The 26899-nt window shown below is 32.4% G+C and carries 24 protein-coding genes, 1 tRNA gene and 1 pseudogene; 8 read left to right on the top strand and 18 right to left on the bottom strand.

Translation table 11 applies throughout. From position 1 onward, the window contains the following. Positions 1-15: 15 nt before the first annotated feature. The 5 genes and pseudogenes from H3S74_RS12650 to H3S74_RS03555 all read right to left on the bottom strand — a co-directional run bounded on the left by H3S74_RS12650 (position 16) and on the right by H3S74_RS03555 (position 7370). Positions 16-1530 (bottom strand): amino acid ABC transporter permease/ATP-binding protein, encoded by a 1515-nt coding sequence (locus H3S74_RS12650; protein ID WP_370547468.1) that lies wholly within the window; start codon positions 1528-1530, stop codon positions 16-18. 90 nt (positions 1531-1620) lie between these two features. Beyond that, positions 1621-2397 (bottom strand): annotated as a pseudogene (locus H3S74_RS12655) (transporter substrate-binding domain-containing protein); the annotation flags it as partial. A gap of 1263 nt (positions 2398-3660) precedes the next feature. Then, positions 3661-5232 carry a hypothetical protein gene (locus H3S74_RS03545; RefSeq protein ID WP_198247231.1) on the bottom strand — a complete coding sequence of 524 codons (1572 nt, stop codon included), beginning with the start codon at positions 5230-5232 and terminating at the stop codon, positions 3661-3663. A gap of 45 nt (positions 5233-5277) precedes the next feature. Continuing rightward, complete coding sequence (locus tag H3S74_RS03550) at positions 5278-6366, bottom strand: hypothetical protein (protein WP_198247232.1); 1089 nt, start codon at positions 6364-6366, stop codon at positions 5278-5280. Positions 6367-6425: 59 nt separating this feature from the next. After that, positions 6426-7370: a WYL domain-containing protein gene (locus H3S74_RS03555; protein ID WP_110447811.1), complete on the bottom strand. Its 945-nt coding sequence runs from the start codon at positions 7368-7370 to the stop codon at positions 6426-6428. A 572-nt stretch (positions 7371-7942) separates the two neighbouring features. On the opposite strand from H3S74_RS03555, the gene H3S74_RS03560 reads away from it, so the two are divergent. Further along, positions 7943-8173 (top strand): hypothetical protein, encoded by a 231-nt coding sequence (locus tag H3S74_RS03560; protein WP_198247233.1) that lies wholly within the window; start codon positions 7943-7945, stop codon positions 8171-8173. A gap of 558 nt (positions 8174-8731) precedes the next feature. Here the strand turns inward: H3S74_RS03560 and H3S74_RS03565 are convergent. The 4 genes from H3S74_RS03565 to hemA form a co-directional block, all read right to left on the bottom strand. Then, positions 8732-8818 (bottom strand) — tRNA-Leu (locus H3S74_RS03565). A 98-nt stretch (positions 8819-8916) separates the two neighbouring features. Next, complete coding sequence (locus tag H3S74_RS03570; protein WP_110447810.1) at positions 8917-9159, bottom strand: zinc ribbon domain-containing protein; 243 nt, start codon at positions 9157-9159, stop codon at positions 8917-8919. A 117-nt stretch (positions 9160-9276) separates the two neighbouring features. After that, complete coding sequence (locus H3S74_RS12660) at positions 9277-9531, bottom strand: DUF1289 domain-containing protein (protein ID WP_110447809.1); 255 nt, start codon at positions 9529-9531, stop codon at positions 9277-9279. A 34-nt stretch (positions 9532-9565) separates the two neighbouring features. After that, positions 9566-10837, bottom strand: coding sequence for a glutamyl-tRNA reductase (gene hemA, locus H3S74_RS03580; RefSeq protein WP_198199977.1), 1272 nt, complete (start codon positions 10835-10837; stop codon positions 9566-9568). 159 nt (positions 10838-10996) lie between these two features. Here hemA and lolB point away from each other — a divergent pair, with 159 nt between their 5' ends. Together lolB and ispE are read left to right on the top strand one after the other, a co-directional pair. Beyond that, positions 10997-11617 carry a lipoprotein insertase outer membrane protein LolB gene (gene lolB, locus H3S74_RS03585; protein WP_198199978.1) on the top strand — a complete coding sequence of 207 codons (621 nt, stop codon included), beginning with the start codon at positions 10997-10999 and terminating at the stop codon, positions 11615-11617. A gap of 9 nt (positions 11618-11626) precedes the next feature. After that, positions 11627-12469 carry a 4-(cytidine 5'-diphospho)-2-C-methyl-D-erythritol kinase gene (ispE, locus tag H3S74_RS03590; RefSeq protein ID WP_198201117.1) on the top strand — a complete coding sequence of 281 codons (843 nt, stop codon included), beginning with the start codon at positions 11627-11629 and terminating at the stop codon, positions 12467-12469. 82 nt (positions 12470-12551) lie between these two features. Here ispE and H3S74_RS03595 read toward each other — a convergent pair whose 3' ends face one another. Beyond that, a complete protein-coding gene (locus tag H3S74_RS03595) occupies positions 12552-13202 on the bottom strand; it encodes a DUF421 domain-containing protein (RefSeq protein WP_198247234.1) in 651 nt (216 codons plus the stop codon). Positions 13203-13537: 335 nt separating this feature from the next. Here H3S74_RS03595 and H3S74_RS03600 point away from each other — a divergent pair, with 335 nt between their 5' ends. Next, on the top strand, positions 13538-14599 hold the full coding sequence (locus H3S74_RS03600) for a bifunctional transcriptional activator/DNA repair enzyme AdaA (RefSeq protein WP_110447804.1): 1062 nt from the start codon (positions 13538-13540) through the stop codon (positions 14597-14599). Positions 14600-14780: 181 nt separating this feature from the next. On the opposite strand, the gene H3S74_RS03605 is transcribed toward H3S74_RS03600, so the two are convergent. The 3 genes from H3S74_RS03605 to H3S74_RS03615 are packed head-to-tail and all read right to left on the bottom strand — an operon-like array spanning position 14781 to position 18260. After that, positions 14781-15464 (bottom strand): response regulator transcription factor, encoded by a 684-nt coding sequence (locus H3S74_RS03605; protein WP_110447803.1) that lies wholly within the window; start codon positions 15462-15464, stop codon positions 14781-14783. Positions 15465-15468: 4 nt separating this feature from the next. Further along, the gene (locus tag H3S74_RS03610; RefSeq protein ID WP_198247235.1) at positions 15469-16911 is read right to left on the bottom strand and encodes a cell wall metabolism sensor histidine kinase WalK; all 1443 of its coding nucleotides are present in this window, start codon (positions 16909-16911) and stop codon (positions 15469-15471) included. A gap of 2 nt (positions 16912-16913) precedes the next feature. Then, on the bottom strand, positions 16914-18260 hold the full coding sequence (locus H3S74_RS03615; RefSeq protein ID WP_198247236.1) for a VWA domain-containing protein: 1347 nt from the start codon (positions 18258-18260) through the stop codon (positions 16914-16916). Between the two features lie 270 nt (positions 18261-18530). Between H3S74_RS03615 and apt the strand changes: the two genes are divergently transcribed. From apt to H3S74_RS03630, 3 genes are all read left to right on the top strand, one after another. Beyond that, positions 18531-19076: an adenine phosphoribosyltransferase gene (apt, locus tag H3S74_RS03620; protein WP_110447801.1), complete on the top strand. Its 546-nt coding sequence runs from the start codon at positions 18531-18533 to the stop codon at positions 19074-19076. Between the two features lie 242 nt (positions 19077-19318). Continuing rightward, positions 19319-20089, top strand: a complete 771-nt coding sequence (gene ddaH / locus H3S74_RS03625) for a dimethylargininase (protein ID WP_110447800.1) — start codon at positions 19319-19321, stop codon at positions 20087-20089. Positions 20090-20133: 44 nt separating this feature from the next. After that, a complete protein-coding gene (locus tag H3S74_RS03630) occupies positions 20134-21543 on the top strand; it encodes a basic amino acid/polyamine antiporter (protein WP_198247237.1) in 1410 nt (469 codons plus the stop codon). A 15-nt stretch (positions 21544-21558) separates the two neighbouring features. On the opposite strand, the gene H3S74_RS03635 is transcribed toward H3S74_RS03630, so the two are convergent. Together H3S74_RS03635 and nfi are read right to left on the bottom strand one after the other, a co-directional pair. Further along, positions 21559-22305: a tRNA1(Val) (adenine(37)-N6)-methyltransferase gene (locus H3S74_RS03635; protein WP_198247238.1), complete on the bottom strand. Its 747-nt coding sequence runs from the start codon at positions 22303-22305 to the stop codon at positions 21559-21561. Then, entirely contained in the window at positions 22295-22960 is a 666-nt protein-coding gene (gene nfi / locus H3S74_RS03640) for a deoxyribonuclease V (RefSeq protein ID WP_198221108.1), read from the bottom strand. Before nfi ends, H3S74_RS03635 begins: the two co-directional genes overlap by 11 nt. A 60-nt stretch (positions 22961-23020) precedes the next feature. Between nfi and H3S74_RS03645 the strand changes: the two genes are divergently transcribed. After that, positions 23021-23602: a YigZ family protein gene (locus H3S74_RS03645; RefSeq protein WP_198247239.1), complete on the top strand. Its 582-nt coding sequence runs from the start codon at positions 23021-23023 to the stop codon at positions 23600-23602. Positions 23603-23923: 321 nt separating this feature from the next. Here the strand turns inward: H3S74_RS03645 and H3S74_RS03650 are convergent, their stop codons facing one another. The 3 genes from H3S74_RS03650 to H3S74_RS03660 all read right to left on the bottom strand — a co-directional run bounded on the left by H3S74_RS03650 (position 23924) and on the right by H3S74_RS03660 (position 26795). Continuing rightward, positions 23924-24574 (bottom strand): hypothetical protein, encoded by a 651-nt coding sequence (locus H3S74_RS03650; RefSeq protein ID WP_198247240.1) that lies wholly within the window; start codon positions 24572-24574, stop codon positions 23924-23926. 193 nt (positions 24575-24767) lie between these two features. After that, a complete protein-coding gene (locus H3S74_RS03655) occupies positions 24768-25559 on the bottom strand; it encodes a hypothetical protein (protein WP_198247241.1) in 792 nt (263 codons plus the stop codon). A 33-nt stretch (positions 25560-25592) separates the two neighbouring features. Next, a complete protein-coding gene (locus tag H3S74_RS03660) occupies positions 25593-26795 on the bottom strand; it encodes an MFS transporter (RefSeq protein WP_198247242.1) in 1203 nt (400 codons plus the stop codon). Between the last annotated feature and the right edge of the window lie 104 nt (positions 26796-26899).

Raw genomic sequence — 26899 nt, forward strand, 5'->3', positions numbered from 1 at the left:
TTTAAATTTTTATTATCAACGTTCATTCTGATTAAGAAATTGTTGTAAACGTTTATCATCACTATTTTTTAAAACATTAGGCGAATCATCATGAATAATCTGTCCTTCTTCCATAAAGAGGATACGATTGGAAACTTTAAATGCAAAAGACATTTCATGAGTAACAATTAACATAGTCATCCCTTCTGTTGCCAGTTTTGCAATAACTTGTAAAACCTCATTAACCAATTCAGGATCGAGGGCTGATGTAGGTTCATCAAACAACATAATACTTGGCTCCATAACCAAAGCCCTAGCAATTGCTACCCTTTGCTGCTGTCCACCAGATAACTGATGCGGATATTTATAGGCATGATCTAACATCCCTACTTTATCTAATAAAGCTAAAGCTAATTGTTTCGTTATCGCTAAATCTTTGCCATGATATTCAGGCGCTAAAAGTAAATTATCTAAAACAGTCTTATGAGGAAATAAGTTATAATTTTGAAATACCATTCCTAAATGCACAATTCGATTATAGAATTGTTTATCATGTATTTGTCCGCCATTAATAAAGGGAATTCCTTCAAATTTAATCGTTCCTTCATCTAAGTCGGATAAACCATTAATGGTTCGAATAAGGGTTGTTTTGCCTGAACCTGATGGACCTATAATCGATATAACATCCCCCCAATTGACATCTAAATTAATGTCTTTTAGAACTTTTGTATTACCATAATTTTTAGACAAATGTTGCAACTCTAACACATACTTACTTGGTTTACTTGTTGATAAAAGATTATTCTCTTTATTAGAAATTGACTTAAATTCATTTGCTTCAATTGTCGCAATGTTGGAACGTTTTGTAACATCCAAAGAGACTTCAAAACGCTTGATTAGCCAAGTTACTATAGTCACTATAGCCACATAATAAATCGCAACAATAGTTAGCGTTTCAATAACTAAAAAGTTACGGGTATAAAGCTGTTGACCAACTAATAAAATTTCAGTTAATGAAATAACCGATACTAACGATGTTAATTTTATAATGGTAACAAATTGATTTGTTAGTGGTGGTAAGGCTATTCTCAGTGCTTGAGGGAAAACGATTTTAGCTTGAATTGACCAGTACCTTAGACCTAAGGCTCTACCTGCATCAATTTGATCTTTGGAAATTGCTTGTAACGCCCCACGATGAATTTCAGCCATATAGGCACTTTCACTGAGAATCAATGCAATCAGCCCAGCCCAAAAAGGATTAGATAATACAACACTACTTGCTTGCCAAAATCTAGGTAAACTATAGATATAAATTAACAAAACTAATAATGGTAAACTTCTGAATAACCAGATATAAAATGCGGTTATTTTTACCAATACTAAGCGCTTTGAACGATTACCCAACGCTAATAATAGTCCAAAAACTAAAGCACTTAGCCACGCCAAACCACTTAAAGAAATAACAGTACAACTAGCTTTTGCAAAATTAGGATTAATCAACTCATTAAAAAAATAACTCCAATTAAAGCCTTTCTGTTCAACATTCTGAATTTGTTTTAAATTGCCTGCCAAATCGGTAGCAATAAAATCGATGTTATCTTGTAGTAATGTTTGATTGGGATAAGCTAAATTATATTTTTTTAACAATAGATCGTATTCGCCAGATTGTCGTACCGATTTAATAAGATCGAGCAAATATTGCTTGAACTCCGTATCATTCTTGCGCACAGCCAAACCAATCAGAACAGGATTTATCATATTTTTGCTAGTGATTTTCAAACTGTTATTTAGTTGTTTGATCACCATATTTGCCACCGCAGCATCTTCATATTGCACATCAACACCATGTGAAAGGAGCGCTTGAGAAGCTTCTGGAGCACTTGGGTACTCTTTTACCATAATGGCCTGAAGATGGTGAGATTTACAATATGTCTCACTGATCTGATTCATTGTTTCAATCCATGCCGCCCCTTTCATAGACGATACACTCTTACCACATAAATCTTCTAAGGTTTGTGGATTAAATTTATCATCTTGTCGAACTAATAGCACACCACCAGTCTGTAAATAAGGAATAAAATCAACTTGTTTAGCTCGTGTACCATTAACATATAAAGCACTAGCTACAACATCATAATGGCCTGATTCCAGTCCAATAATAATATTTTCAATTCGAGTATCATTAAACTCAGCTATCTTATGAGACTTTTGTGCTAACAAACGCATAAAATCAGGGTCAAAACCTTCAGCTTGATTATTTTCCAGATAAGCAAAAGGCGCATAGGTCAAATCAATGCCAACTCTTAGCACATTAGAATTATCATCAATTTTTGCTACTGATAAAGGAGTTATTAAAAGAAAAACAACGCCAATAACCACGGCAAAAATGTTTTTATAAAAAGACAGGAAAGAGCGCATAATTTTTCCATCCTTGTGTAAGTTTCTATTTAAATAGATATATTGAGAAATATCATTAGGATGTACTTGATTATAGTAATAAATAACTATTTGAATAATAATAAATAGTTATATTGTTATAGCATTTAAATATATGCCATCATAACCTAAACACTTAATTGCGGGATTTCTATAAGCTATATAGAGACAATATTTATCAGAATATAATTATGGTTCATCAACTATGATGTAAAACATCAACTACTAAAAGTTCTAATTACTTAAACCATCAGTCCAATAATCTTTATCGATGATATATTCAGCAAGATAAAAACAATAGATTATAATTTTAAAAATATAAATATTAACTTGAAAATCTTCTTTGAATTCTAATTTATTATGCCAGATAAATATTCTTATTATTTGAATTTGGTTTATAAAGGTTTATTTTGTAAAAATAATTGAGGAGTGTATACCACCATTTAATTAATATTTGAGTTCTATTATAAAAAATGGATTGGTTAATTTATTCTTCTAGGTAGGTATTTTGAAATTCTTCATCTCCAGTTATCAAGACATTGTATATTAAGTATAGAAAATGAAAACTCGCAGCCTTAAACTAAGGTGATTCGTGAACGATTTCATTAAAAAATAGTTTATAGTTATCACAATAGATTTCTGCAAGATAACCAATAATAGAATTATTCATTTATTACTTATTAATCAATTTATTAATAGCTTTCCACCTTCGCGTATAGTTATCTGTAGTATTTACCAATTACTAATTTATTATAGGTAATTTTATATTCATAAAATACAATGTAGCCATTTATCCGTGAGGTTAAAATTGACTATAATCTTCTATGAAAAGTGTTATTTCTTGGCTTTCGTAAAGAGTAATATTTCTAATTATCAGTTCTGGATATCTGATAATTAGAAAAATAGATAAATATATATTACTCCTATTTAGAATATAGTTAGAATGTCATAACTTAGATTGAAGAGTTTTTCTTTAAAATTTTTATTTAGATAATAAAATACGGCAGGCGATTTGATTTAATTCAATAAATTCCTGCCAAGTATATTTATTTATATAATTTTTTTTATATTGTTCATCTACCCGACAAATATCTGGACGTACGCCATAAATACGACACAATTTTAAATGTGGATTATATGCAAGACAAATACCATCTCCTCGATCCAAAAATTGGGTTTCGAGCGATAAATTTACGTGACAGCAACATATACCACATTTATCACAGGGGAAAGGTGTTAAAAAACTCACCGTGAATTTAACCACGACTTTAATGAATCAAAATTTCCCATTTCATATGGCAATTCAATATTTCGTTTATCAATTTCCTCTTTTAGTATAAAACTTCGTTCAAGTTCATTATTGACTGAAGATAAACGTAATGAAAAGAACTCAAGTTGTTCGGTATCAATGTTAAATTCTAATTGGTAAAGTTCTAATAGGTAACAGTCTAATTTTTTATTAACTTCACGATAAAAATTAAGTCTTTTAGTACTGTTATCAGAGAATTTATCTAAAAATGACCAAATCTTCTGACAAATCTCGCCATTTTCAAGATAATAAGTTACCCCTAATGTAATAATACCCGTAACTAAGGTGCTACAAAAAGCGGCTATTTCTGTACCAAAAGGGAATACACAAACGTGAGATAACATTGAGTTAACCATTACACCACAAGAAACAGCTATTCCTGCACCAACAATTTTACCGACTTCTTTAATTAATTGACCTAAAGGTAATGATTGAGGGTTAAAGAATATTAATTTAATTGCTTGTACTAAATTCCCCCAAATCTCGCGAAGCATCTTCACGATCTGTTTTTGTGTTGTAAAAAAAATATTAATCACGGTGGTACTAACGCTTGATAACACTCCACCTATTGCCGAATCTTTAAAAGCCATAAAAAATGTATGGAACTTGTTTTTAATTCTATGCCATATATTGTTAAATGTACTCATTAAATCAATTATAAAACCATTGATGGTAAAATATTGACGATTTCGCTCATATATAGTAGGAATTGATTCTTTTAGTTCAAACCACACTTCAGCCAAAATCAGCCCCAGCATTTGCCTTGTGCCCATTTTAAAACCTGAAATAGCAGCCTGTTTAGTGATATTTTTTGCAAATTTACTACTTATATAATATTCACGATTTATCTTTTGATTATAATCTGCTCTCGCTTTTTCATCGATTTCTTTCATCTTTGCTAAATCAGCATTAACTATATTTTCTAATTTTTTTAATTCTTTTTGCTCTTGTTCAGTTAAATGAGGTTTATTTTTGAGTTCAGCTATTTTCTGTTGTCTTTCAATATGCTCATTTTGTAGTTTCAGAGTAAACTGCTGCATCGACTTATCTTGCTTTTTTTTATTAATATTTTCATTAGTAAAACAAAGATTTGATTCAGCATTTGCTAAATCTTCCCCTATGATATCTGCTAAAACTCTACCTGCATCATCATGGATCTCTTTTGCAGATATAACGTGATCTAGATTCTTTTTATCATCAACATGAAAAGAATTACCTGTATATTCATCATATAACTCCCCTTGTTGATGAGCAATTTTACCTTGCTTATTTGTTGCAATATAATCACGGTGTGAATGATATTTATGAGAATCATATTTCCCACGATTATCATACTGCTCTTTTTCTTTTTCAGTCGCGTAAATCCCCTTTCTCACATTATGGATAGTATCGACATCACCACCATCTTTATCTTTAAATAATAAAAAATCTAATCCAAAAGAAGTCGCTAGTGATTTAACAACAGTTTCATGAAGTTCGTGACTCCAGTCTATTTCAGCTTTATACATGGATGTTCCTTATAAATAAGCCGGAAAATATCCGGCGATATATAATTATTTTGATAAAATTTCATTATGTTTTTTAGACTGTTCAGTTAAAACTGAATCTAAAATTGTTTCATTAAGTACGCTTCCACCATCTTCATCAGTTTCGAATTGAATTTGTCCATCTTTAATAACTGCTTTTCCATCCTCATCAACTTGAGCTTTAAAAATCGGAGTAGTAATAATCTCAGTCATAATGGCCGCCAATGCATAGCCGTTATCAATTTTCTGAAGAAATTCTTTAGATTCATCAATTGAGATATCTTCGCCTTGATGACGCTTCATAATAGTTTGATGCATTGCTTTTAAGGCATCGAAATACTCAATAAAAGTATTATTAATGGAAGTCAGTGATAGATCAATTCGTTGTACATAATTAGTTATTTTGTTGAGTCGTACTTCGGCCAATTTCATTTTTTCTAAGGCTTTATTGACTTCATTGTTTTGTTCTTCTGCATTCGCTAATGCTTTTTCTGCATGTATTGCATAAGCCCAACCAGCAACAGCTAAAATAGGCGCTGCCGCTGCGGCACCTAATACCATCGCACCACCAGCCATTCCCCAACCACCTGCAGCAAGCGATCCGCCGCCAATTGCAGCCATTGTTGCATTGTAGGCAGCGGCACCTGACAATGCTGCAATAGGGGTACCTGTTGATGCTGCAGCAAATGCCATCACTCCACTATAAACAGCAAAACTTGCAGCGGCACCGGTGGCGCCTGCAGCAGCTACGGTTGCTAAAAATTCAGTCGTAGAAATAGTAAGATCATTAATTTTACTCAATTGGTTTGATGGAATACTCAATTTCTGGTTTTTATAACCACTTTTTTCCATTTTTACTAATAATTCATTAGCTAATATTTCAAATTCACCAATTGATTGACCAATACTCAGTTCCAAAAGACCAAGATTATTTAATTTTTCATCGGTATCATTTTGTATTTTATCAAGTTGCTCTTTTCTGTTATTATATTTTTTAATTGCATTCTCCTGAATTTCGTTGGCCTCTTGCTTGGTTTTATGCCCATCATATGCTTTTTTTCCACCAAACACTGTTGCCGCAGCTGCAGCTCCAATAATTACTAACGGTATTGCCATGCTGTTTTCCTCATATAAATTACAAGTGTTAAGATCTTTCACTACTATTTTTAGGTACGTTATAAATTTACTAAACTTGAGACTGAAGCCTTTTCTCCAAAACTTCTAATCCATGCCATAAGTTCGGGTTCACTACATGTGGTAATCGTTAATGCAATATCACCATTGTCTAATTCCTCTATTTTTTGTTGTTCAGCCCATACCCGTTCTTTTATATAGTTTGAAACATCTTTTCTAAACTGTATGGTAAAAGTACGAGGTTCATGCCACGGTAAACCAAAAGTATTTGGGTTAGGATCTGGAATAGCTATACAAATTTGTTGTTTAATTAAGTCTAATTTTTTGATACGGTGGATGGCTAAACACATAGTATTGATTATGTCTTTACCGACATTGTTTGTGCTGGCACCATAGACATATAAAGCGTTATTCATCGCAATAAGTTTTTTGGGTATAAAATAATGATTCTTACCATTTGGATTTCTATCGGATAAATAGTGAAGATGGCAAAAATATTGAGAGTTAATGCAAGTTAATAAAGTCTCAACAATCGAATCATGTGTTGAATAATCAATCTTTCCTTTGCTGAAAAAAGCGATAGGTTTATTTGTATAAGGAAGTTTTTCAGAATCAAGTTCTAACAACAGTGTTGATAATTTCAAAATAGTTTGATCTAAACGTTTAGAAATATCCTCGGGAATAAAACCTTTAGAAATTTCCTGACATAAACTTAGATAGTGTAGCTCCTGATAATCAAGTCCTAACATATTGTGGTGTTTAGCCTGCAAGCGATACCATCGCCGTCCTCTATCAAGACCTGTTTGAAAACAGCTAGGACTTGATTGCTCTATTTCATTAGCTAATCGCATAATTGTTTGTGCAGAACAATTTAGTAATTTACTTAATTCAGACTGATAATGACACTTATCTTCTGAAAATAATATTTGGTACATACGTAATAACTTTTGCCCTGAGCTACTATCTTGATCATGTTTTATTGCCATATTAAAAGTCCATTCAAAAATTTATAACTATTTCAATAGTACATAACGAATGACAAACACTATATCAATGTCACTTTCCATAATATGGAAACTTAAGCGTTTTTATGTAAAAAATTTATACTAATATTGTCACTAAAACGATTATCGTCGTCATATCGTTTTTACCGATCAAAATCGATAAAACGATCGAAAAAAACGATCAAAAAAATCTATTTAATATAATTTGATTAAAAATAATAACTTTCCGATAACATTAAATTTCATCAAACTGTTAATTAAATAATGAAAAAGATTGATAAATAAATTTAGAATATAATTAGATATTTTAAGAAACATTTAGTTGAAATATGGTGAACAGATGTCATAACTTCTTTTACGGCGACGGCGGTGCTGGATGAAATATCTATAATTAATACTCTGTTTATTAAGAACATATTGAATATAGGAGTAATTCTGAAACTCAAAAAACATATAATTAAAAATAATTATTGTTTTTCAAATTGAATTATTAAGTCGGCCTTAGGAATAAAAATTTCATTAAGGACAAAGTTATAAAGCAAGCCTTGCGATTTGTGACAAAGTGTAAGAATTCTGATTTCACCCTTTTATTAACGGAGTTTGTTTTAGAATATCATTTTCAATTAATAACCATTTGTTCTCTATGTGTAGGGCTAGCTTTTATTATCTTCAGCTCATCGATTATCTCTGGGTTTGAATGGATCTGCTATGATGTGTTACTTAAAACTGATAGTATTGAATCAGATAGTAAAACTGATTCAGTTGAAATTTTACCTTACAGATAAAACATTACCATTTGTTTTTTAAAGCATCATGATCGGTTCGTCTTTCTTCACGTTTTATTCTTATCGTATTTTCTTTTGTTTAATCTTAGCGATAGCTAATTGCGTGTATGAATTCTGGTGATCCGGTAAGGAGATGGTTATATGATGTTCAATTTTTGAATTACTAAATATGTTGGTAATTTTAGTGAGTTGTCGATTATCAATATTCCTATGTTGATAGGATTAATGCATTAATTCACCAACAAAGTCGCTAACGGTATCTTATCCACTATTATTCTTTAATAGTGATAGTCCATTAATTACTTTAATAGCTGTTATTTGGTTAATGGGCGAGTCTTTTATATGTGGAAATAACGATTATCTAATAGTCGCAGAGCTTTTATAAGGTGTATTCTTTTAATCCTTGATCAAGATTGGATTAAAAATTTTTTCAATCGTAGCATAAAACCTATTGTTGCTAGCTTCTTGTTTAATTGGTTCTCGCACTTCATGTTATAGTTCTTTGCAAAAATTTAGTATACTTTAAAGGATTTAAAATAGAGTTAAAGTTGATTGATTTGGTGCCAGTGGTCGGACTCGAACCGACACGCTTTTAAGGGCGGCGGATTTTGAATCCGCTGCGTCTACCAATTTCGCCACACTGGCATTAGAAGTGTAAAAAGTAAACGTTGGCAATTATACTAAGCTTTGCAATATCTGCAACAGATATTATTCTAAATGCTGTTAGTTGCCTAAAAATTCTACTACCATCTACGTTTCCAGGCTGGTAATTTTTTTAAAATTGTATAAGCGGTCTCTTTGGCAACACCATAATCAATATTATGATTATTAGCATATTTAAGTGTTACCTCGTGCCATTTTTCGTCAAATGATTTCATTGTTCCATCGCTATGAGCACAATGTTTACAGTAGTTTTTTGACATATCATGCAGAGGATAATCAGCAATAGCCGTCATGGGCATACCACATGCAATACACATTTTCATATTTTCTATCCCCATTAATTAGCGAAGGTAATTAATACAAAACCATAATAATATACTTAAAAATGCTACTCCGAGTTGAGCAGGATTACAAGTTATAGAAAAATAGATGTTTAAATATCAAAAATTAAAATCGATTTGTGAAAAAGTAATTTGATTATTTTGTTGTCGTTGCTGCTGCAAGAATTGATAATAACGTCTTATGGCCCTTTGTCTACATAATCGCAAAACTTCTTGTTTTTGATAATTAGAATAATTTAGCCAATTAAATCTTTCGTCGCGAGAACGATAGCATTTTATACAATACCCTTGCCTATCCATTTGACATACTCTTTGGCAAGGGCTTGGTATGTCAAAAAATTCAATTTGGTCCAATAACTACATCATCCTTTGTAGATTCAATCAAAAATTAATTATCTTCTAGTCCTAATCCTTTGCTTAAGACTTTAAAACAATCATCACAGTCATGCGTTGCAGCATCCAGCAGTATTCGAGTTGGTGCATGGATTAATTTATTGGTTAATTTGTGCGAAAATTCAAAAATAACATCATCAATATTGGCGCCTTGTTTAATCGCATTTAATGCTTTTAATTCTAATTGACGTTTAATGGTTTGAGCGTTATTACGGTACTGTTTAACATACTCTACCGCATGGCGTGTTTTTAACCAATCAATATATTGCTCTGCTTGCTCTTGAATTATGTACTTGGCTTCATTGGCTGCGATTACACGTTGCTCAAGATTATTTTGTACCGTTTGTTGTAGATCATCGACAGTAAATAGATGCACATCTCCCAATTGGCTTATTTCTGACTCAACATCTCGAGGTACAGCTAAATCAATAAATAACATCTTTTTATTATTTCGATCATGCATAGTGCGCTCTACCATCCCCTTGCCAATGATAGGCAATGGGCTAGCAGTTGAGCTAATAACAATATCAACATCTTTCAGCCGATTAGCTATATCAGGTAATGAAATAATTTCAGCCTCAATAAATGAAGCTAATTTTAATGCTTTGTCTCGAGTTCGATTGGCAACAATGACATGTTTAAAACCATGAGGTTTGAGATAACGTGAAATTAGTTCAATTGTTTCACCAGCTCCGACTAACATCACACTTAATGCAGAGGTATCAGTAAAAACATCACGAGCCACTAGGCAGGCAGCATAAGCAACCGATGCAGTATTGGCGCCAATATTCGTTTCAGTACGAACAATTTTAGCTACATGAAAAATGGATTGAAAAAGTTTTTCCAATTCCGCTGATAAACAATTGTTTTGCTGTGAAAAACTATATGCTTGTTTAACTTGACCTAAAATTTGCGGTTCACCAATAATTAATGAATCAATGCCGCAAGCTACCGACATAAGATGTTCAACTGCTTGCCGACCATCATAACAGTAAAATGATGATTTAAATAAAGCCAAATCAATACCATGATATTGTGCTAACCAATTTTCAACCGATTGTCTTACCCGCAGAAAATCACTTTCATGATCATAACTTAAGTAAATTTCGGTTCGATTACAGGTTGATAGGATGACACAGCCAGCAATTAAAGGATGCTGATATAAACTATATAATGCTTTATCAATAACCTCATTAGAAAAGGCCAGTTTTTCTCTTAAAGAAACGGGTGCTGTTTTATGATTGACACCTAATACAGTAATAGACATTGCATTGATTCTTTTGTAATAGTTTGTAAAGTTTTTATTAAGAACTCATTATACCTAAAAAAAATAATAAAGGTTAATTTCAGTTACCTTTTCTTATTCAACTAATTATCAGCTATAATACGCCTTACTTTTGACCATACACAACTAAAGAGTTAATTTATGTCTAAAATTAAATATGTGTTCATATTCATTCTGCCGTTTATACTTAGTGCATGCCAAACAACAAAATATCAAACTAATGTATCTGTAGAACAGCAATGGCAAAACCATAAACAAGTTCTTGCACAAATTAATTCATTTCAAGTTAATGGTAGTATTGCTCATATAGGAACGAAAACTAAAAGTTATGGCCGTTTTATTATTACACAGCAATCTGAAAATTATTATGACGTTAAATTAACTACGCCAATTGGCACAAATATTTTAACCTTAAAAGCTGAACCTAATTACGCCGAATTAATTGATAACAACAACGTTCGCTACCATGATGTTAATGTGGAACTATTAATGAAGAAAATATCCAATATTAATATCCCACTCAATTCGTTACATAATTGGTTGAAAGGTTTTTCTGATGATAGCCAAGCTGATAAAATTGACAGCTCAGGTAGATTATCCTCCACCTCATTTATGCAAAATAACAATAAATGGTCACTAAAGATTAGCAGCTACGCTACTTATACCTATAAAAATAAAAAAATTGATTTACCTGCTATTATTGAACTTTCTCATGATGATGAATTAATTCGTTTGAAAATTAGCAATTGGATATTACGATAACGGATAATGATTATGACTCAATGGTTATCACCAGCTAAATTAAATCTTTTTTTATATATAACTGGACGACGTCCAGATAATTATCATGATTTACAAACTTTGTTTCAATTTATTGATATTTGCGACAAATTGACCATTACGACTCGTGATGATGGGCAAATTAATCTATTAACGCAATTTGATAATATCCCAGCAGATAAAAATCTAATTATTATAGCCGCTAAGCGTTTAAAATCTTATGTAAACACTAATAAGCTTGGTGCAGATATTGCCATAGATAAAATGATCCCCATGGGCGGTGGACTTGGTGGCGCTTCGTCAAATGCAGCGACAGTACTGGTTGCGTTAAATCAATTATGGGGTTTACATCTGTCGCAAACTACCTTGATGAAAATAGGTAGTACAATCGGTGCCGATGTACCTATTTTTATTTATGGTCATGCTGCTTTTGCAGAAGGTATTGGTGATCAGTTGCAACAAGTTGATATACCTCAATATTGGTATTTAGTCAGCAACCCTAATATAGAAATTTCAACGGTTACGGTGTTTAATGATCCAAATTTACCACGAAATACACCTAAGCGTAGTATTGAACAACTGATGTCAATTTCTATTGATGATTTTAGTAATGATTGTGAAACTGTAGTGCGTCAGCGTTACCCTGAAATTGATAACCATATTCAGCAGTTATCGCGATATGCGCCAACCAGATTAACTGGCACCGGCGCCTGTGTATTTACACGTTGTGAGTCAAAGCAACATGCGTTATCAATACAGAGCGAACTTAAATCCAACTCCGTAAAAAGCTTTATTGCTAAATCATTAAACATATCACCACTATACGCGAATTAAATAATTTTCTTAAAGCAATAATCATTGACCATATAAGTGATTTAAATTTATATGGTCAGTGGTTAGTTATAAAAACATAAACTCATTTTACTGCATCATTAGGTATTACAAAAAGTCGATGATCATAATATTCCACACAATAAAGCCCTTGGAAACTCTTATAACCTTGTTTTGCTAAGTTTGATTTTAACCATTTTTCATCTTTACCAATTTGTTTTAAAACATCATCTACTGGTTGTTCATTTTCTAATACAATAACCGATATATCTTTGTCACCTTTTTTTACAATAGATAATTGCCCATTCGGTTCCAAAATTGCTTTTTCAACATCATGAATAGTAAAAACATTTTTCATTCTAAGCAATACAGCAAAACTAGCTAGATCTAAATTAATTGAGGTGAAAGCGTCCAATTTTAATTTACCCTGATCCATCAATATAATTGGATTACCGACAATAAATGCCTTAGCATTTTGACTGCGTTTTTTTAAATAATTAGAGCTATACATAATTGCCGTCCACATCAACAAAACGACAATAAAATCATATATGGTTAATTTGGGGTTATAGATAATCCCGCCAGCAATGCCACCTAAAATCATATTTCCAATAAAATCAATGCTCGACATTTGTGATAATGAAGTTTTGCCGGTTATTTTTAAAAATAACAGAATACAGATAAATACAACCAACAACTTTAAAGCAATAATAAGGAAATCAAGATAACTAAGCATAGTACTCTCCAAAATAATAAATGCCTAAGGCAATAGAAGCAATTAGTACTAAAATTGGTCATAAAAACAGATTTAAATATTAAGTATTTACAAAAAATATTAACAACAATGAACGAAGGAATGACTATTAAATAATAAAAATCTTGAGTGATAACAAGTGATGTATCAATATTAGATTGATAATGGTCATTTTAGCAATTTATTTTTATTAAACAGCTAAAAAATTTACGAAGAAAGTGAATAAAAATAGTTGTCAATTTTTCGGTTGCGCAACGAATAGCATTTTTAATAAGCTTAGTTCATAAATTACCGAAACTTAGACAAGATAGAATAAAATGCTAATAACTAACCCTAATCAAAAAGAGACTTATTACCGAGCTTTACTTGAAAGAGATCATAGCTATATTGGGATCTTTTATGTCGGAGTCAAAACCACTTCGGTATTTTGTATTGCAACTTGCCGAGCAAGAAAACCAAAATTTGCCAATGTTGAATTTTTCGATTCATTCAAATCAGCGCTTGATGCCGGTTATCGACCTTGCAAAATATGCAAACCAACCGAAAATGCTAATCAAGCACCAGATGAAATAATTAAAGCCCTAGCATTAATTAATAATAATCCTAAACAAAAGATCACTGATTATCAGCTCAGACAAAATAAACTAAGTCCTGAAACTCTTCGCCGTTGGTTTAAAAAACATTACGGAATTACTTTTCATGCTTATCAACGAATGTATCGAATTAACAGTGCTTTTCAAGAATTAAAATCAGGAAAAAATGTTATTAATACTGCCTTTGATACTGGTTACAATTCCTTAAGTGGTTTTGGTTATACTTATAAAAAAATCATGAAAAAGTCACCTTCAGCAAACCAACAGCAAGACGTTATTTTAATCGATAGATTAACCTCCCCTTTAGGTCCTATGTTTATTTGTGCAACAAATCAAGGAATTTGTTTATTAGAGTTTGTAGATAGAAGAATGTTAGAAACAGAATTTGAACAACTACAAAGCCTACTTAAAATGAAGATTATTTTTGGCGAAAATGAACATATCAAACAAGCTAAGGTTGAAATTGCCGAATATTTTTCAGGAACAAGAACAAACTTTACCGTTGCCTTACATACACCTGGCACCCTATTTCAACAAACCGTTTGGGATTGCTTAAAACACATTCCCTATGGAGAATTGACCACTTATAAACAGCAAGCACAAAGAATTAATAATCCACAAGCAATTCGAGCTGTCGCCAATGCCAATGGTTATAATAGAGTGGCGATTATTGTCCCTTGTCATCGAGTAATAGGATCGAATGGAGAACTAGTTGGCTATGGCGGTGGATTAGAAAGAAAAAAATGGTTAATTGAACATGAAAATAAAAATCGTAACCATCGATAATTATTGAAAATAATAATTATCAGTCAATCAATAATATTACAAAAGCTATAGAAAAAAATTGCTGTGATACCTTATGTCAAGTCTCATCTAATCAGAATTATTTGCTCAATATAACGTCATCTCTTTTTGAGATGATGACTTAACATGCTGAAAAATCAGCTCAATAGAGTGTATAGCAAATTTAATGTCTATAACCAATTCCATGTACCGTTTTTATTAAAGTTGGTATGCTTGGGTTAATTTCTATTTGTTTTCTCAATTTTGAAATATGTTGATCAAGAGTTCGACTATTAGGTAGAAAATCATATCCCCACACATAATCAAAAAGCATATCTCGAGTAACAACTTGATTTTTATATTGATATAAACATTCTAAAATCTTAATTTCTCGTAAAGTTAATTCAATTATCTGATCATTTCTTTTAGCGTACAATTCGGTAGGATATACATTTAAATCGCCAAATTGAAAATAATCTTCTTTAGAAAGAGTTAGATGTTTAGATTTTAAATAACGTTTAGCAATAGCCTTAATTCTTGCTCTAAGCTCATGAATACCAAAAGGTTTATTCATATAATCATCAGCACCTAGTTCTAAACCAATAACCCGATCGATTTCTTCATCTTTAGCGGATAAAAATAAAATTGGCACATCTTCATTTAATTTACGGATTGCACGGCAAACAGAATAGCCATCAAGCTCGGGCATCATAATATCTAAAATAATAAAATCGGGTTGGTATTGATTGAATAGTTCCAGCGCAACTTTACCATTAACAGCTTTAATAATAATGTAGCCCTCTTTTTCTAACAAATCTGACATGCCATTAAGAATGTGCTTATCATCTTCAGCAATTAAAATTTTCATTCTACTACTCCATTAATATCAGTGAAAATGCCATTCCTGGATTATGATTCATAACTTTAATCTCTCCGTTGATCTGACTAGCTAACTGCTTGGCAATCGTCAAACCGATTCCTGTACCCGAAACGCCTTCAGTTATCGATGAATTGACTCGATAAAATGGTTCAAAAATCTGTTTTAATAGATGGCTGGCAATACCATCTCCATAATCACGAACAGTAATTGTGACCAGTTTTCCTTTTCTGGTCAAAGATAAATCAATTCGTTTACCATTAAAAGCATATTTTTCGGCATTGCTCAAAAAGTTATTGAGAATTTGCATGACACTATCTTCATCAGTATCAACTATACAATCATTTTCAAGAGTGGTGATGTTCAGTTGTAATGATTTAGCCTCTAAAATAGGTTTAAAAGTTTGATATATCTGTTTAATTAGTATGGTTAAATTTACTTGTTTTATATTTAAACGACTTGGCTTATTAAAAGTTAAAACATTTTGCACCAATCGCGTAAGTCGTTTACTTTCTGCACTAATTATATGCAGATAATCAGGAACAGGCGCTGGCTCATCTTCTAAATATTCAGATAACATTTCTGAATAAAGAGATATATTGGTTAAAGGCGTTTTAAACTCATGCGAAACCTGCCCAACAAAACTTACTTGTTGTTTTGCTAAACGAAGTGTTCGGGTATATTCTCGATAACCGTAACCAATAAGCCCAAGCAAAACGATAAAAAATAATCCTATAACGCCTGAACCTAATAAATATAAATTAACTAAGTTTGGTGAAGAATAATAATAGGTTAAATGCCAATTTTGTAGGGGATAATTAAGCCTTAGAGAAATTTCATTATCGAATTTTTCACCATTACTATATATCTGTTTATCGCCATCGGATAATTTAAAATTATCATCAGAATCATATGTATCTAATAAACTGATAACATCAAATGAAAACTTTATATTGGAAAATTCAAAACCAATAATATTATCCGATTGAATTGTCCAATAAATTAAGTGGTTATATATTTGATACCAACCAGAGCTTGGTTGAGATTGTTCTGAATAATCTTGTTGATTGATCAAAACAGAATTATCTAATGCAATTGATTCAACCAGATTGTGCCATTGAGAATCATCAGAATCACTTAAAAATAAAATCCTATTTTTGTTGATGATAAAAATATTCTTAAAATCCGTTTCCGTTTCTAATAAATCCTCAGCTTTACCATAGTCATTATCAATTTGTAATGCCAAACTATTAAGATAAGATAGACGTTGATTCAACAACGATTCAATCGATAATTTGATATTATTCATATGACTTTTAGCGAGTAAGGTTTCATTATTTTCTCTTAATAAAACCTCATGTTCAACGCTTCGCCAACCTAAATAACTTATAAATGTCATTAATATCAATAAAGATAAAATCGTTGTTAATTTCTTCATAACTATTTTTTAATTACATTACTTTTTGACTCAAACTGTTGTTGAGTTATTATTTTACGAGAAACATTTCTATTCTGATTTTTAACGGCATCAGCCATAATATTATTTTTCTCAATTTGGCCATCTAATCTCGCTTTTGACGAAGGTGATACGATTATGTCTGAAAATGATGCAAGTCTACTGCTATTTTCTATAAGCATCATTTCTGCTTGCTCTTGCATACCTTGATCATAGAGCTCTAATGCTTTTTCATTCGCAATTGTCACTTTTTGAATTTCTGACTCTGCTAAGACATCTTGGATTATTGAATCCTCGACCAATTTTTGATTATTGGTATACGCAATGTTAACCGATTGCGTTTGATGTTCAATCTTATTTACCAATAAATTATCATACTTCAAATCAACTTGAGCTAAAGTTTTATTTTGACCCACTTTACCTTCATCAGGTATCACTTCTAACAATACATACTTTTCTTGGTTGGAAAACAATTGATTCATTTTAACCGTGACTTGATTCTCTTTGATCACGCCATCTCGACCAAGTAAACGCACAGGTTTAACACCATCTTTCAATTGAATAGTAATCACAACGTCTTGAGCAATAGTTGACATTACATCAGTAAATTCGTGAACAAACACATTTTCGAGATCGGCAGAATTATTTACAAATACATGATTTCCATCACTATAACTTGCGATCGATGACATTAATAATTCATTATAATCAGAACCTATCCCCATAGTGGTAATAGCAATATTCTTTTTCGCGGCAATAATAGCCAATTCAGATAGCTCATTTACTGAGCTTGGACCAACATTAGCCTGACCATCAGATAGCAAAATAATACGATTAACTTTATCTTTTGTCAGTTGATTTTCAACTTGCTTAATACCTTTACTTAAGCCAGCAAATAAAGCTGTTCCTCCACCGGCAAAAACATTTTTATTAATTAATTGTATAATTTTTTGTTTATTTTTTACTTTGGTTGCAGGCACAATCACTTTTGCTTCATTATCATAAGCAACAATAGATAGCGTATCTTCTTCGTTCAATAAATTAACCGCAAAAATAGCTGCTTCTCTCGCTTTTTCGATGCGCTCCCCACCCATTGAACCTGATTTATCAATAACAATAGCTAAATTAATAGGAACGCGTTTATTGGTATCAATTTTTTGGCCTGATAATGAGACTTTTAAGTAATTTTTTTCTGGATGGCCTTCCATTATAACTGGTGAAGACAATTCTGAACGAACTTGAATTTGTTTAACCCCACTGTTTTGTTCTGCATAGCTTAATAAGCTACAAATAGAAAACCCCAACATGGCAAATATTTTAATAAATTTCATAGTGTTTCCCTTCCTGTATAAAGTTTATTCAATTATTCACCAATTGCCAAATAAACTGTCTAATTAATGTATTTAATTGTAAAAGTTTGTAAAAAGTAAAATCATAACCGAGATAAAATTATCGTTTAAAAATATTTCTATTCGTACTTAAACTAACCAATCTCTAGATTTTACGGTGTGTTAACTGTTTGTTTATTGCCAGTCAAAACCGCATAGGTATATAATAAAATATTATTTGCTCTTAAAGAGAATAGTTAGAGAACATTTAATATGACTCAATCAAAACTTGAACTTATCAGAAATAGTATTATTACTATACCTAATTATCCTAAACAAGGGATTTTATTTCGGGATATTACCAGTTTATTAGAAGACCCAATCGCCTTCAGAACATCAATCGATCTTTTAATTGAGCATTATAAAGATAAAAAAATCGATAAAGTTGTTGGCACCGAAGCGCGTGGTTTTATTTTTGCCGCCCCTCTTGCTTTAGCCTTAGGTGTTGGTTTTGTACCTGTTAGAAAACCGAATAAGTTACCGCGTCACGTTTTTAGAGAAGAATATCAACTCGAATATGGTACCGATACTTTAGAAATGCATTGTGATGCCATAAAACCTAATGAGCGAGTATTGATTATTGACGATTTACTAGCAACAGGAGGGACCGTTGCAGCAACCGCTAAATTAATTCAAAAAGCGGGAGGGATCGCTGAAGATGCCGCTTTTGTCATCAATTTACCTGATTTACAGGGTAAAACCAAATTAACCGCTATGGGAATCAACTGCTATACGTTAGTCGATTTTGCTGGTGAATAATCTTTATATTATCGGGCGATAATTCGCCCTACTTCTAATCTCATATTAGCGATGCTTATTTTAAATATAAACAATTAATTGTTGTTGCTCACCATTTATAAATTCCTCTCAATATTTCTGATCAACAAAATAGCATAAAAATGCATATTACAAACCTATAAGCTAATCAACAAGCTTGATTTTGTTTTTTTAATGAATTATTATTCAAAATTACTGCATAACTATTACAAGGAATTTATAAGATGAAAAAATTTAGTCATATCATTGCTAGAACACCGGCGAAATCATTAATTAATGGCTTAACGTCAGCTAATCTAGGCAAACCTGACTATCAAAAAGCGCTCGATCAACATAACAGCTACATTCGAGCATTACAACAATGCGATGTCGATATCACCATTCTACCAGCCTGTGAAGAATTTCCTGATTCAGTTTTTGTTGAAGATGTTGCCCTTTGTACACCTCATTGCGTAATCATTACTAGACCAGGAGCCGAATCTCGTCGAGCTGAAACAGAACTAATTACTGAGGCTGTTAGTCGTTTTTATCCAAATAAAGTTGAATATATTAAGGCACCAGGCACCGTAGAAGCGGGTGACATCATGATGGTTGAAAATCACTTTTACATTGGTCTTTCCGCTCGAACCAATCAAGAAGGTGCAAACCAAATGATTGCAATATTGGAAAAATATGGTTTAACTGGTTCGGTCGTCACTTTAGAAAAAGTATTACACTTAAAAACGGGACTTGCCTATTTGGAACACAATAACTTATTAGCTGCAGGTGAATTTATTACTAAGCCAGAATTTCAACATCTCAATATCATTGAAATCCCTGAACAAGAAAGTTATGCCGCTAACTGTATATGGGTCAATGAACGAGTGATAATGCCGGCTGGTTATCCTATTACTAAAGCCAAAATTGAAGCACTCGGTTATCAGGTCATTGAAGTTGATACTTCAGAATATCGCAAAATCGATGGTGGAGTAAGCTGTATGTCATTGCGATTTTAATTTAAAAAACCACAAAAATTAAACAAACTAAATAAGAAAACAATATGAATACACCAGTAAGAAAAAAGCTTGGCATACTTCCTCTCACATTACTGGTGGTGGGAAGTATTGTCGGTAGTGGTATTTTTAGCCTACCACAAAATATGGCTGAAGGTGCCGGTGCCGGTGCGATACTTATCGCATGGGCCGTAACATTATTCGGCATGTTTATGCTGACACGAATATTTCAATATCTTTCTATTCGGTTTTACAAAATTAATGAAGGTTTATATGGTTATGTTCGTGAAGGATTTGGGGATTATATCGGTTTTAATGCCGCGTGGGGTTATTGGATATCAGCTTGGATGTCTTGTACTAGCTATTTAGTTATCTTATTTAGTGCATTAGGCTCTTTTGATTGTTTTGCATTTTTTGGTAATGGTACGACAATTCCTGCCGTTATTGCCGGACTTATCCTTTTATGGATTATGCACTTTTTTGTCATTAACGGAATTTACCAAGCATTTTTACTTAATTGCCTAGTAACGCTAGCTAAAATTGTACCTATCGGTTTATTTATCGTTTGTGTTGTTTTAGCCTTTAAAATTTCAACTTTTAACACTGATTTTTGGGGAACACCACAATTAGGTTCAATCATTGATCAGGTAAAATATACTATGCTTTATACTGTATGGGTTTATTTGGGGATTGAAAGTGCTACTGTCTATGCTGCACGAGCGAAAAATATAATCAGTATAAGTCGAGCCACCTTTTTTGGTTTTGCCATTACTAGTCTTTTATTAGTTTGTGTTTCCGTTCTTTCATTAGGCATTGTGCCACAACATGAACTCGCACAAATGAAAAATCCGTCAATGGCACTAGTCATTGAACATGTCGTTGGTAGTTGGGGCGCCACATTTATTAATATTGGTTTGATAGTTTCAGTAAGTGGTGGATTATTATCATGGTTAATGTTAGCTGCAGAAATGTTATTTTTAGCCGGTCAAGGTAAACAACATACTGTTCCTAGATGCTTTGGTAAACTTAATAAAAACAGCACACCAGCTAATGCTTTATGGTTAACAACCAGCTTAATTAGCTTATTAATTATACTTGCTCATTTTTATGAATCTGGTTATAACACGCTGATTCAATTATCAACATCTATGGTGCTTATCCCCTATCTACTTTCAGCACTGTTTATGTTTAAATTAGCAATACATCAACCTAGAAAATATCTCATTTTCATTGGTGCATTTGGCTCGCTATATGGATTTTGGTTGATCTATGCTGGTGGCGTATCATATTTACTACTATCAATGATCTTATATAGTGTTGGGCTACTGTTTTATCTTTATGCCAGAAAGCAAAGACAACTATCAGCGTTTAGCTATTTACATGATAAAATTTATGCCATAGCTATAGTGGTACTTGCCATTATAGCCATTGTTTATTTTTATATCATTCCTCATTAATCAATAATTAAGGCGTTATTTACGAAATAGATAAAAGTCGGCCAACAGTTGTCTAAATTGTTGGGAATAACGCCCTTGTTCATCTCGCATACACAGTGATTGGCGTTCAACACTAGCATGCTGATTAAATGAAAATGCCATCAGTACTAACGAATAGTCTTTATTTGCTGTATATTTAACTTGCAGTTCATGACATAAATATAACTGGTTTAACGCAGTTAATTGTTTAAATTGTTCAGTAAGATGATAAGGTAAAACTAAACCAAACAACCCTTGCGGATTTAATAATCGTTTTACTACATCAATAAGTTGCTGATAGTTAAGACTTTCTGTATAACGGGCTAATTGCCGTTCTGTACTACGACACTCTACAGCAGACTGAAAATAAGGAGGATTAGTGACAATTAAATCATAACATCTTCGCTCAGTAGTCCTAAATTGATTCACATCGATATTTAATGGCTTAATATTTTTAAAGCCTGCATTTAAGCTATTCTCACGACATTGCAATATAGCTTGCATATCGATATCAATCGCATCAATTTGACATGCCTGATGTTCTAAACGTTGAGCCAACATTAAGGCAATTACGCCACATCCAGTACCGATATCTAAAACATGTTGTACATCACCTTTAATTGGTACCCATGCACCTAATAAACAACTATCAGTTGTCACCTTCATTGGACTTTCGTCGTGAGCAACAAAAAAACGCCTAAAGGTAAATCCACCTTGTTTTAATGGTAATTGATTATTTGCCATGCTTAAATTTTCTAAATAATGGTTTATTCGATGCAATTGCGTCAGCCCAGCGAGTTGGTTCAGGCAATCGATAACCTCGTAAACACTGTTTTACCCAATGTAATGCACTAGTTTGACTAATTTTGTGTCCTGCTGAAATAAATAACGGATTACAATTATTTTTACTCTGCAATACCCAACCAATTTGCTCATGTTTATCTAGTAAAGGGGTTACATTACCCGCTTGTTTTGCTTGCTCTTGATATTGCCCACATAATTTGCTTTTTGCGACACCTATAGTTGGCATATCTAACAATAAACCAAGATGACTAGCAATTCCTAAACGTCTTGGATGCGCTATCCCCTGACCATCAACTAATAGTAAATCTGGTTTATGTTTAAGCTGTTGCCATGCATTTAACAATGCTGGGTATTCTCGAAAAGATAGATATCCCGGAATATAGGGAAAACTTGTCGCTAATCGCGCAATATGATACTCAACCACATCAAAATCAGGGAAAGTCAATGTCACTATCGCAGCTCTAGTTACTGTTCCATCTTGCTCAAAACCAACATCTGTACCAGCAATTAATTTGATTGCTGGATTAAATTCATCAACCAGCCTCACCTGTTCGGCTAGTTGTTGTTGTGAATGTTTTAATTGTGCTAAATTGATAGACATTTTAATTCTGCTGAGTATTATGAGTTGCAATAAAACGATTTTACCAGAATTAGTATGTCTTATACATTAACAAATCCTAGCCAATTAACCGAAGAGATAAAAAAAAGCCGCTTTATTGTCAATGCGGCTCCAATTATTAATGCTCAACAGGCAGCCGAGTTTATCGACAGCGTCAGTGATCCAAATGCAACACATAATTGTTGGGCATGGAAAATTGGTCAACAATATCGCTTTAATGATGATGGTGAACCAACCAGTACCGCAGGCCGCCCTATTTTATCTGCCATCGAAGGTCAAGATTGTGATCAGGTGGTAGTGGTAGTTACCCGTTATTTTGGTGGTATCAAATTAGGTACAGGTGGACTCATTCGGGCTTACGGTGGTTCGGCTAGTCATTGTTTACAACAAGCAGAATTAATTGAACTTATCACTAGAATTTCTTTGCAATTTCACTGCTATTACAATGAATGGCCAATTATCGAAAACCGTTTAAAAGAACTGGATGCGCTCATTGAACAACAAGATTTTGATGCTGAAGGCGTAACTGTCAGTATTGCTATCACACTAGATAATCTAGCTATACTCAAAAAAAATATTAGCGATATTACTCGCGGTAGAGTGATTATCAAGACTTAAAATATCTGTATAAACACACAGTTAAATATAACAAAAAAATTGGTAGAAATTGTAGACTGAGTATTTTAATTATAAAACAAATGGTTATAATTAGCGTGTTCCCTATACACATAGGGATAAACCGCTTGATTTTAGTGACCTATCAGATATTGCATCGTGTTCCCTACCAATATAAAGATAGATTTAAAATAGATAAATATGATAGGAAGCGCTGGAATTATTTTTGGTTTGTTTTCGCGTAAAATTCATCTATTTTTGACCAGCAAAACTCAATATTACTGGTCAAAAACTTGCTAAAAGAGAGTTAAATCTTCGCTTTGATTATTTAAACGTTACTAAATCTTTATAATGTTTATTTACAGCAGCTATTAACGACCTAACTTGTTCATCACCATCAATAAAAATATAAACATTATCTAATCGAGGATAATATTGCTTGAAAAATTTTCCACTTGGGGTTCTTGCTGGACAAAAATGGAAAACAAGTGCATCCTTGCTACACCCCATAGCCATAAAATCGTCCCAATAAAAAATACCTTCCATATCGATCGATTTTATGTAGATACCTTCTTGGAAATAAGCACAATAACATTCAACAGGCCATTCAAGATTTTTTTTATAAAGCTTCTTAACTGAACGTATTTCTAAATATATTTTTAAATAATGATCTACAAGATAGACTAAAATTCCTATGTTAATTAATGGAATTACAGTCAAATACTTTCCAACTTTGTTGGCAAAAGAAGGCGAGAATAAATTAACTATATAAGTTACTATAATGGCGAGGATAAGGGCAACAATCAAAGCAAAAAAAGTGATTATTGCCTTTTTAGGAAAATACATACGATGTATTATTCGGGAAATTTTTGCCAAAAGCTCTGCTCGTGATTCAAATCTAATTGTACGCTCAAACAAAAAATGCGCCTCTTTAGGATTGAAAGCATAATAAGGTTCTTTTACTCGTTGTTTCATTGATATTCCTAATACGATTTCTTTTAATGATAAACAGAATTATTATAGAACATCACGATTAGTTGTAAATTACCTCTTTCACTTTTCTATCGCATATAGAAATTCCCTTATAATTTTATGTAGTTAATTCTCCTATTAATATTTATTGTTAGCTAATATCTTTGTAAAACTTATTAAAATATTGAAGATAATTTTATTTATCTTTCAATTCATATACAGTACCGTCACCCCAAGTACCAATATAATAGCTACCATTATGATAAGCTAACGCTACTGCTCCAGATAAATTGCCAACTAAGGTCGATACTTTTTTAGTTTTTACATCAATTTGTCGAACCACTCCAGCACCATTATCAATAACGGCGGCAACATTTGGTGCAACTGTAACAATACCAACACCTGGGCGATTAAAATCCGAACCTAGCTCAGTTTTAGTGCCATTTGGGCTGATCATGGTTAAACGACCACTGTATTGTGAAACAACTAAACTGTTATCAGCTAATTGAGTTACACCAACTGGTGTGGTCAATCCACGCGCAATAATGCTTTTTTTCTTAGTTTTAAGATCAAGAGAAACTATCTCACCAGTTGAACGATTAGTAATGAGTAATTGACCTTGATTAGAAAAAGCGATACCAGTAGGAGTATGATAACCATCAGATATTTTTTCTGATTTACCATTACTATCAATTTTTACAATGTAATCATCGCCATATGATGAAACATAAACATTATCTTCTGCATCAATAACGATACCAGCTGGTGAAGATATACCTGAATAAAAAGTCTCTGTTTCACCATTTGATTTGACTCTCGTAACTGAGTTACCTGACCAATTGGTTACATACATTAATCCCTTACTATCAAACGCAATGCCTGTTGGTGCACTAAAGCTTGAAGAAATTTTAGTTAAATCAGCCATACAGAATGCTCCATAAAAACAACAAAATATAAATAGTGAAAATTGTAACAATCTTTTTTTCATGATGAGTCTCCTTAATAATTAATACCTACAATTTTATTTTCTATGATTACTTTTGATAAGTTGAATACCAACTAACGCTAAAACTAGATTAACAATTGTCAATAAGACACAAATAGCTATCACGCCATTCCAAGCCATATTTTGATAAACGATACCTAATAAATAGGTACCAATACTGCCTCCTGCCAAACAAGAAAGTAAATATAAAGATGAAATAGCTCCGCGTGAATTAATGGGTACATTTTTATTAAGCATGGCAATAACTAATGGTTGAATGCCAAATACAAATAAAAACAAACTAAAAATCCCTAATCCAATAACATATAACCTTGAGCTATAGCCAATAGTCACAACTGTTACACATACAGCTAACAAATAAATGATTAAAAGATAGCGTTCATTTATAACCCGTAATAATTTACTCGTAATTATGGTGCCAATAATCGCACTAAGCCCAGCAAAATTAAGCCATCCCAAAACTGTTGCAGATAAAGAAAAAGGTGCACTTTTTAGATAAAAAGTGAGTAGTGAAGATAATCCTAAATAAACAAAGAAAAGTAGAAAACCAACAGATAGAAATATTATCACTGTTTTATCAAATAATATTTTAATTGCCGTCAAATATGTGCCAAGTACACTGGTGGTTGAAGATTGATAGCTTGATTGTTTTATCGCGAAAGGAACAAAAAGACATACGATCGTTATCAAACCGGCATATATGGCAAAGGCAACTTGCCAAGACCAAAAATCAGTTAACATAGCAACCAAACTTCGACTAAAAATAATACCTATAATTGAAGCTGAAATCATAATACCCATTGCTTGCGGTAACTTATGATTAGGCGTGTTTTTAGCTGTATAAGCAAACAATGCTGCCGGAACCGCTGCGGCAAAAAATCCGATCAATGACATAACCATCAAATATAAATTGAAACTATCTACAATCACAGATAACTCTAGGCAACAAACAGTTCCAATACTGCCAACCAAAACTAACAACTTGGTTGAAACTTTATCCGATAAAGGGCCATAAATAAAAAACGAGATAGCATAAAAAAAACACGATAAGCTGAATACATTTCTGGCGGCTAAAATATCGATCTCATAAGTTTGAGAGATCTCTTGAAAGATAAGTTGACTTATATAAACCGATCCGACTAACAGCACGATTAATAATGCTGACAGCACTAAACGCGGTTTTGTCTGTATTGGCTCTTCTGTAGAGATGGATTCCATGAACAAAATACCAATTGCTAATTGATTAAACTTGAGAGAGGTTATCTAACAATACAGCAATATAGAAATACATATTTTGTTATACGAAATTCGTATCGCAGAAA

The organism is Gilliamella sp. W8126, from assembly GCF_016102185.1.
In the GTDB taxonomy this organism is placed as follows: Bacteria; Pseudomonadota; Gammaproteobacteria; order Enterobacterales; family Orbaceae; genus Gilliamella; species Gilliamella apis_A.

What these genes read in the sequence shown, in the direction of transcription:
- H3S74_RS03545 (WP_198247231.1), bottom strand. Translation starts at nt 5,232, where the DNA reads ATGTATAAAGCTGAAATAGACTGGAGTCACGAACTTCATGAAACTGTT.
- H3S74_RS03550 (WP_198247232.1), bottom strand. Translation starts at nt 6,366, where the DNA reads ATGGCAATACCGTTAGTAATTATTGGAGCTGCAGCTGCGGCAACAGTG.
- H3S74_RS03555 (WP_110447811.1), bottom strand. Translation starts at nt 7,370, where the DNA reads ATGGCAATAAAACATGATCAAGATAGTAGCTCAGGGCAAAAGTTATTA.
- H3S74_RS03570 (WP_110447810.1), bottom strand. Translation starts at nt 9,159, where the DNA reads ATGAAAATGTGTATTGCATGTGGTATGCCCATGACGGCTATTGCTGAT.
- hemA (WP_198199977.1), bottom strand. Translation starts at nt 10,837, where the DNA reads ATGTCTATTACTGTATTAGGTGTCAATCATAAAACAGCACCCGTTTCT.
- lolB (WP_198199978.1), top strand. Translation starts at nt 10,997, where the DNA reads ATGTCTAAAATTAAATATGTGTTCATATTCATTCTGCCGTTTATACTT.
- H3S74_RS03595 (WP_198247234.1), bottom strand. Translation starts at nt 13,202, where the DNA reads ATGCTTAGTTATCTTGATTTCCTTATTATTGCTTTAAAGTTGTTGGTT.
- H3S74_RS03600 (WP_110447804.1), top strand. Translation starts at nt 13,538, where the DNA reads ATGCTAATAACTAACCCTAATCAAAAAGAGACTTATTACCGAGCTTTA.
- H3S74_RS03605 (WP_110447803.1), bottom strand. Translation starts at nt 15,464, where the DNA reads ATGAAAATTTTAATTGCTGAAGATGATAAGCACATTCTTAATGGCATG.
- H3S74_RS03610 (WP_198247235.1), bottom strand. Translation starts at nt 16,911, where the DNA reads ATGAAGAAATTAACAACGATTTTATCTTTATTGATATTAATGACATTT.
- H3S74_RS03615 (WP_198247236.1), bottom strand. Translation starts at nt 18,260, where the DNA reads ATGAAATTTATTAAAATATTTGCCATGTTGGGGTTTTCTATTTGTAGC.
- apt (WP_110447801.1), top strand. Translation starts at nt 18,531, where the DNA reads ATGACTCAATCAAAACTTGAACTTATCAGAAATAGTATTATTACTATA.
- ddaH (WP_110447800.1), top strand. Translation starts at nt 19,319, where the DNA reads ATGAAAAAATTTAGTCATATCATTGCTAGAACACCGGCGAAATCATTA.
- H3S74_RS03630 (WP_198247237.1), top strand. Translation starts at nt 20,134, where the DNA reads ATGAATACACCAGTAAGAAAAAAGCTTGGCATACTTCCTCTCACATTA.
- H3S74_RS03635 (WP_198247238.1), bottom strand. Translation starts at nt 22,305, where the DNA reads ATGGCAAATAATCAATTACCATTAAAACAAGGTGGATTTACCTTTAGG.
- H3S74_RS03645 (WP_198247239.1), top strand. Translation starts at nt 23,021, where the DNA reads ATGTCTTATACATTAACAAATCCTAGCCAATTAACCGAAGAGATAAAA.
- H3S74_RS03650 (WP_198247240.1), bottom strand. Translation starts at nt 24,574, where the DNA reads ATGAAACAACGAGTAAAAGAACCTTATTATGCTTTCAATCCTAAAGAG.
- H3S74_RS03655 (WP_198247241.1), bottom strand. Translation starts at nt 25,559, where the DNA reads ATGAAAAAAAGATTGTTACAATTTTCACTATTTATATTTTGTTGTTTT.
- H3S74_RS03660 (WP_198247242.1), bottom strand. Translation starts at nt 26,795, where the DNA reads ATGGAATCCATCTCTACAGAAGAGCCAATACAGACAAAACCGCGTTTA.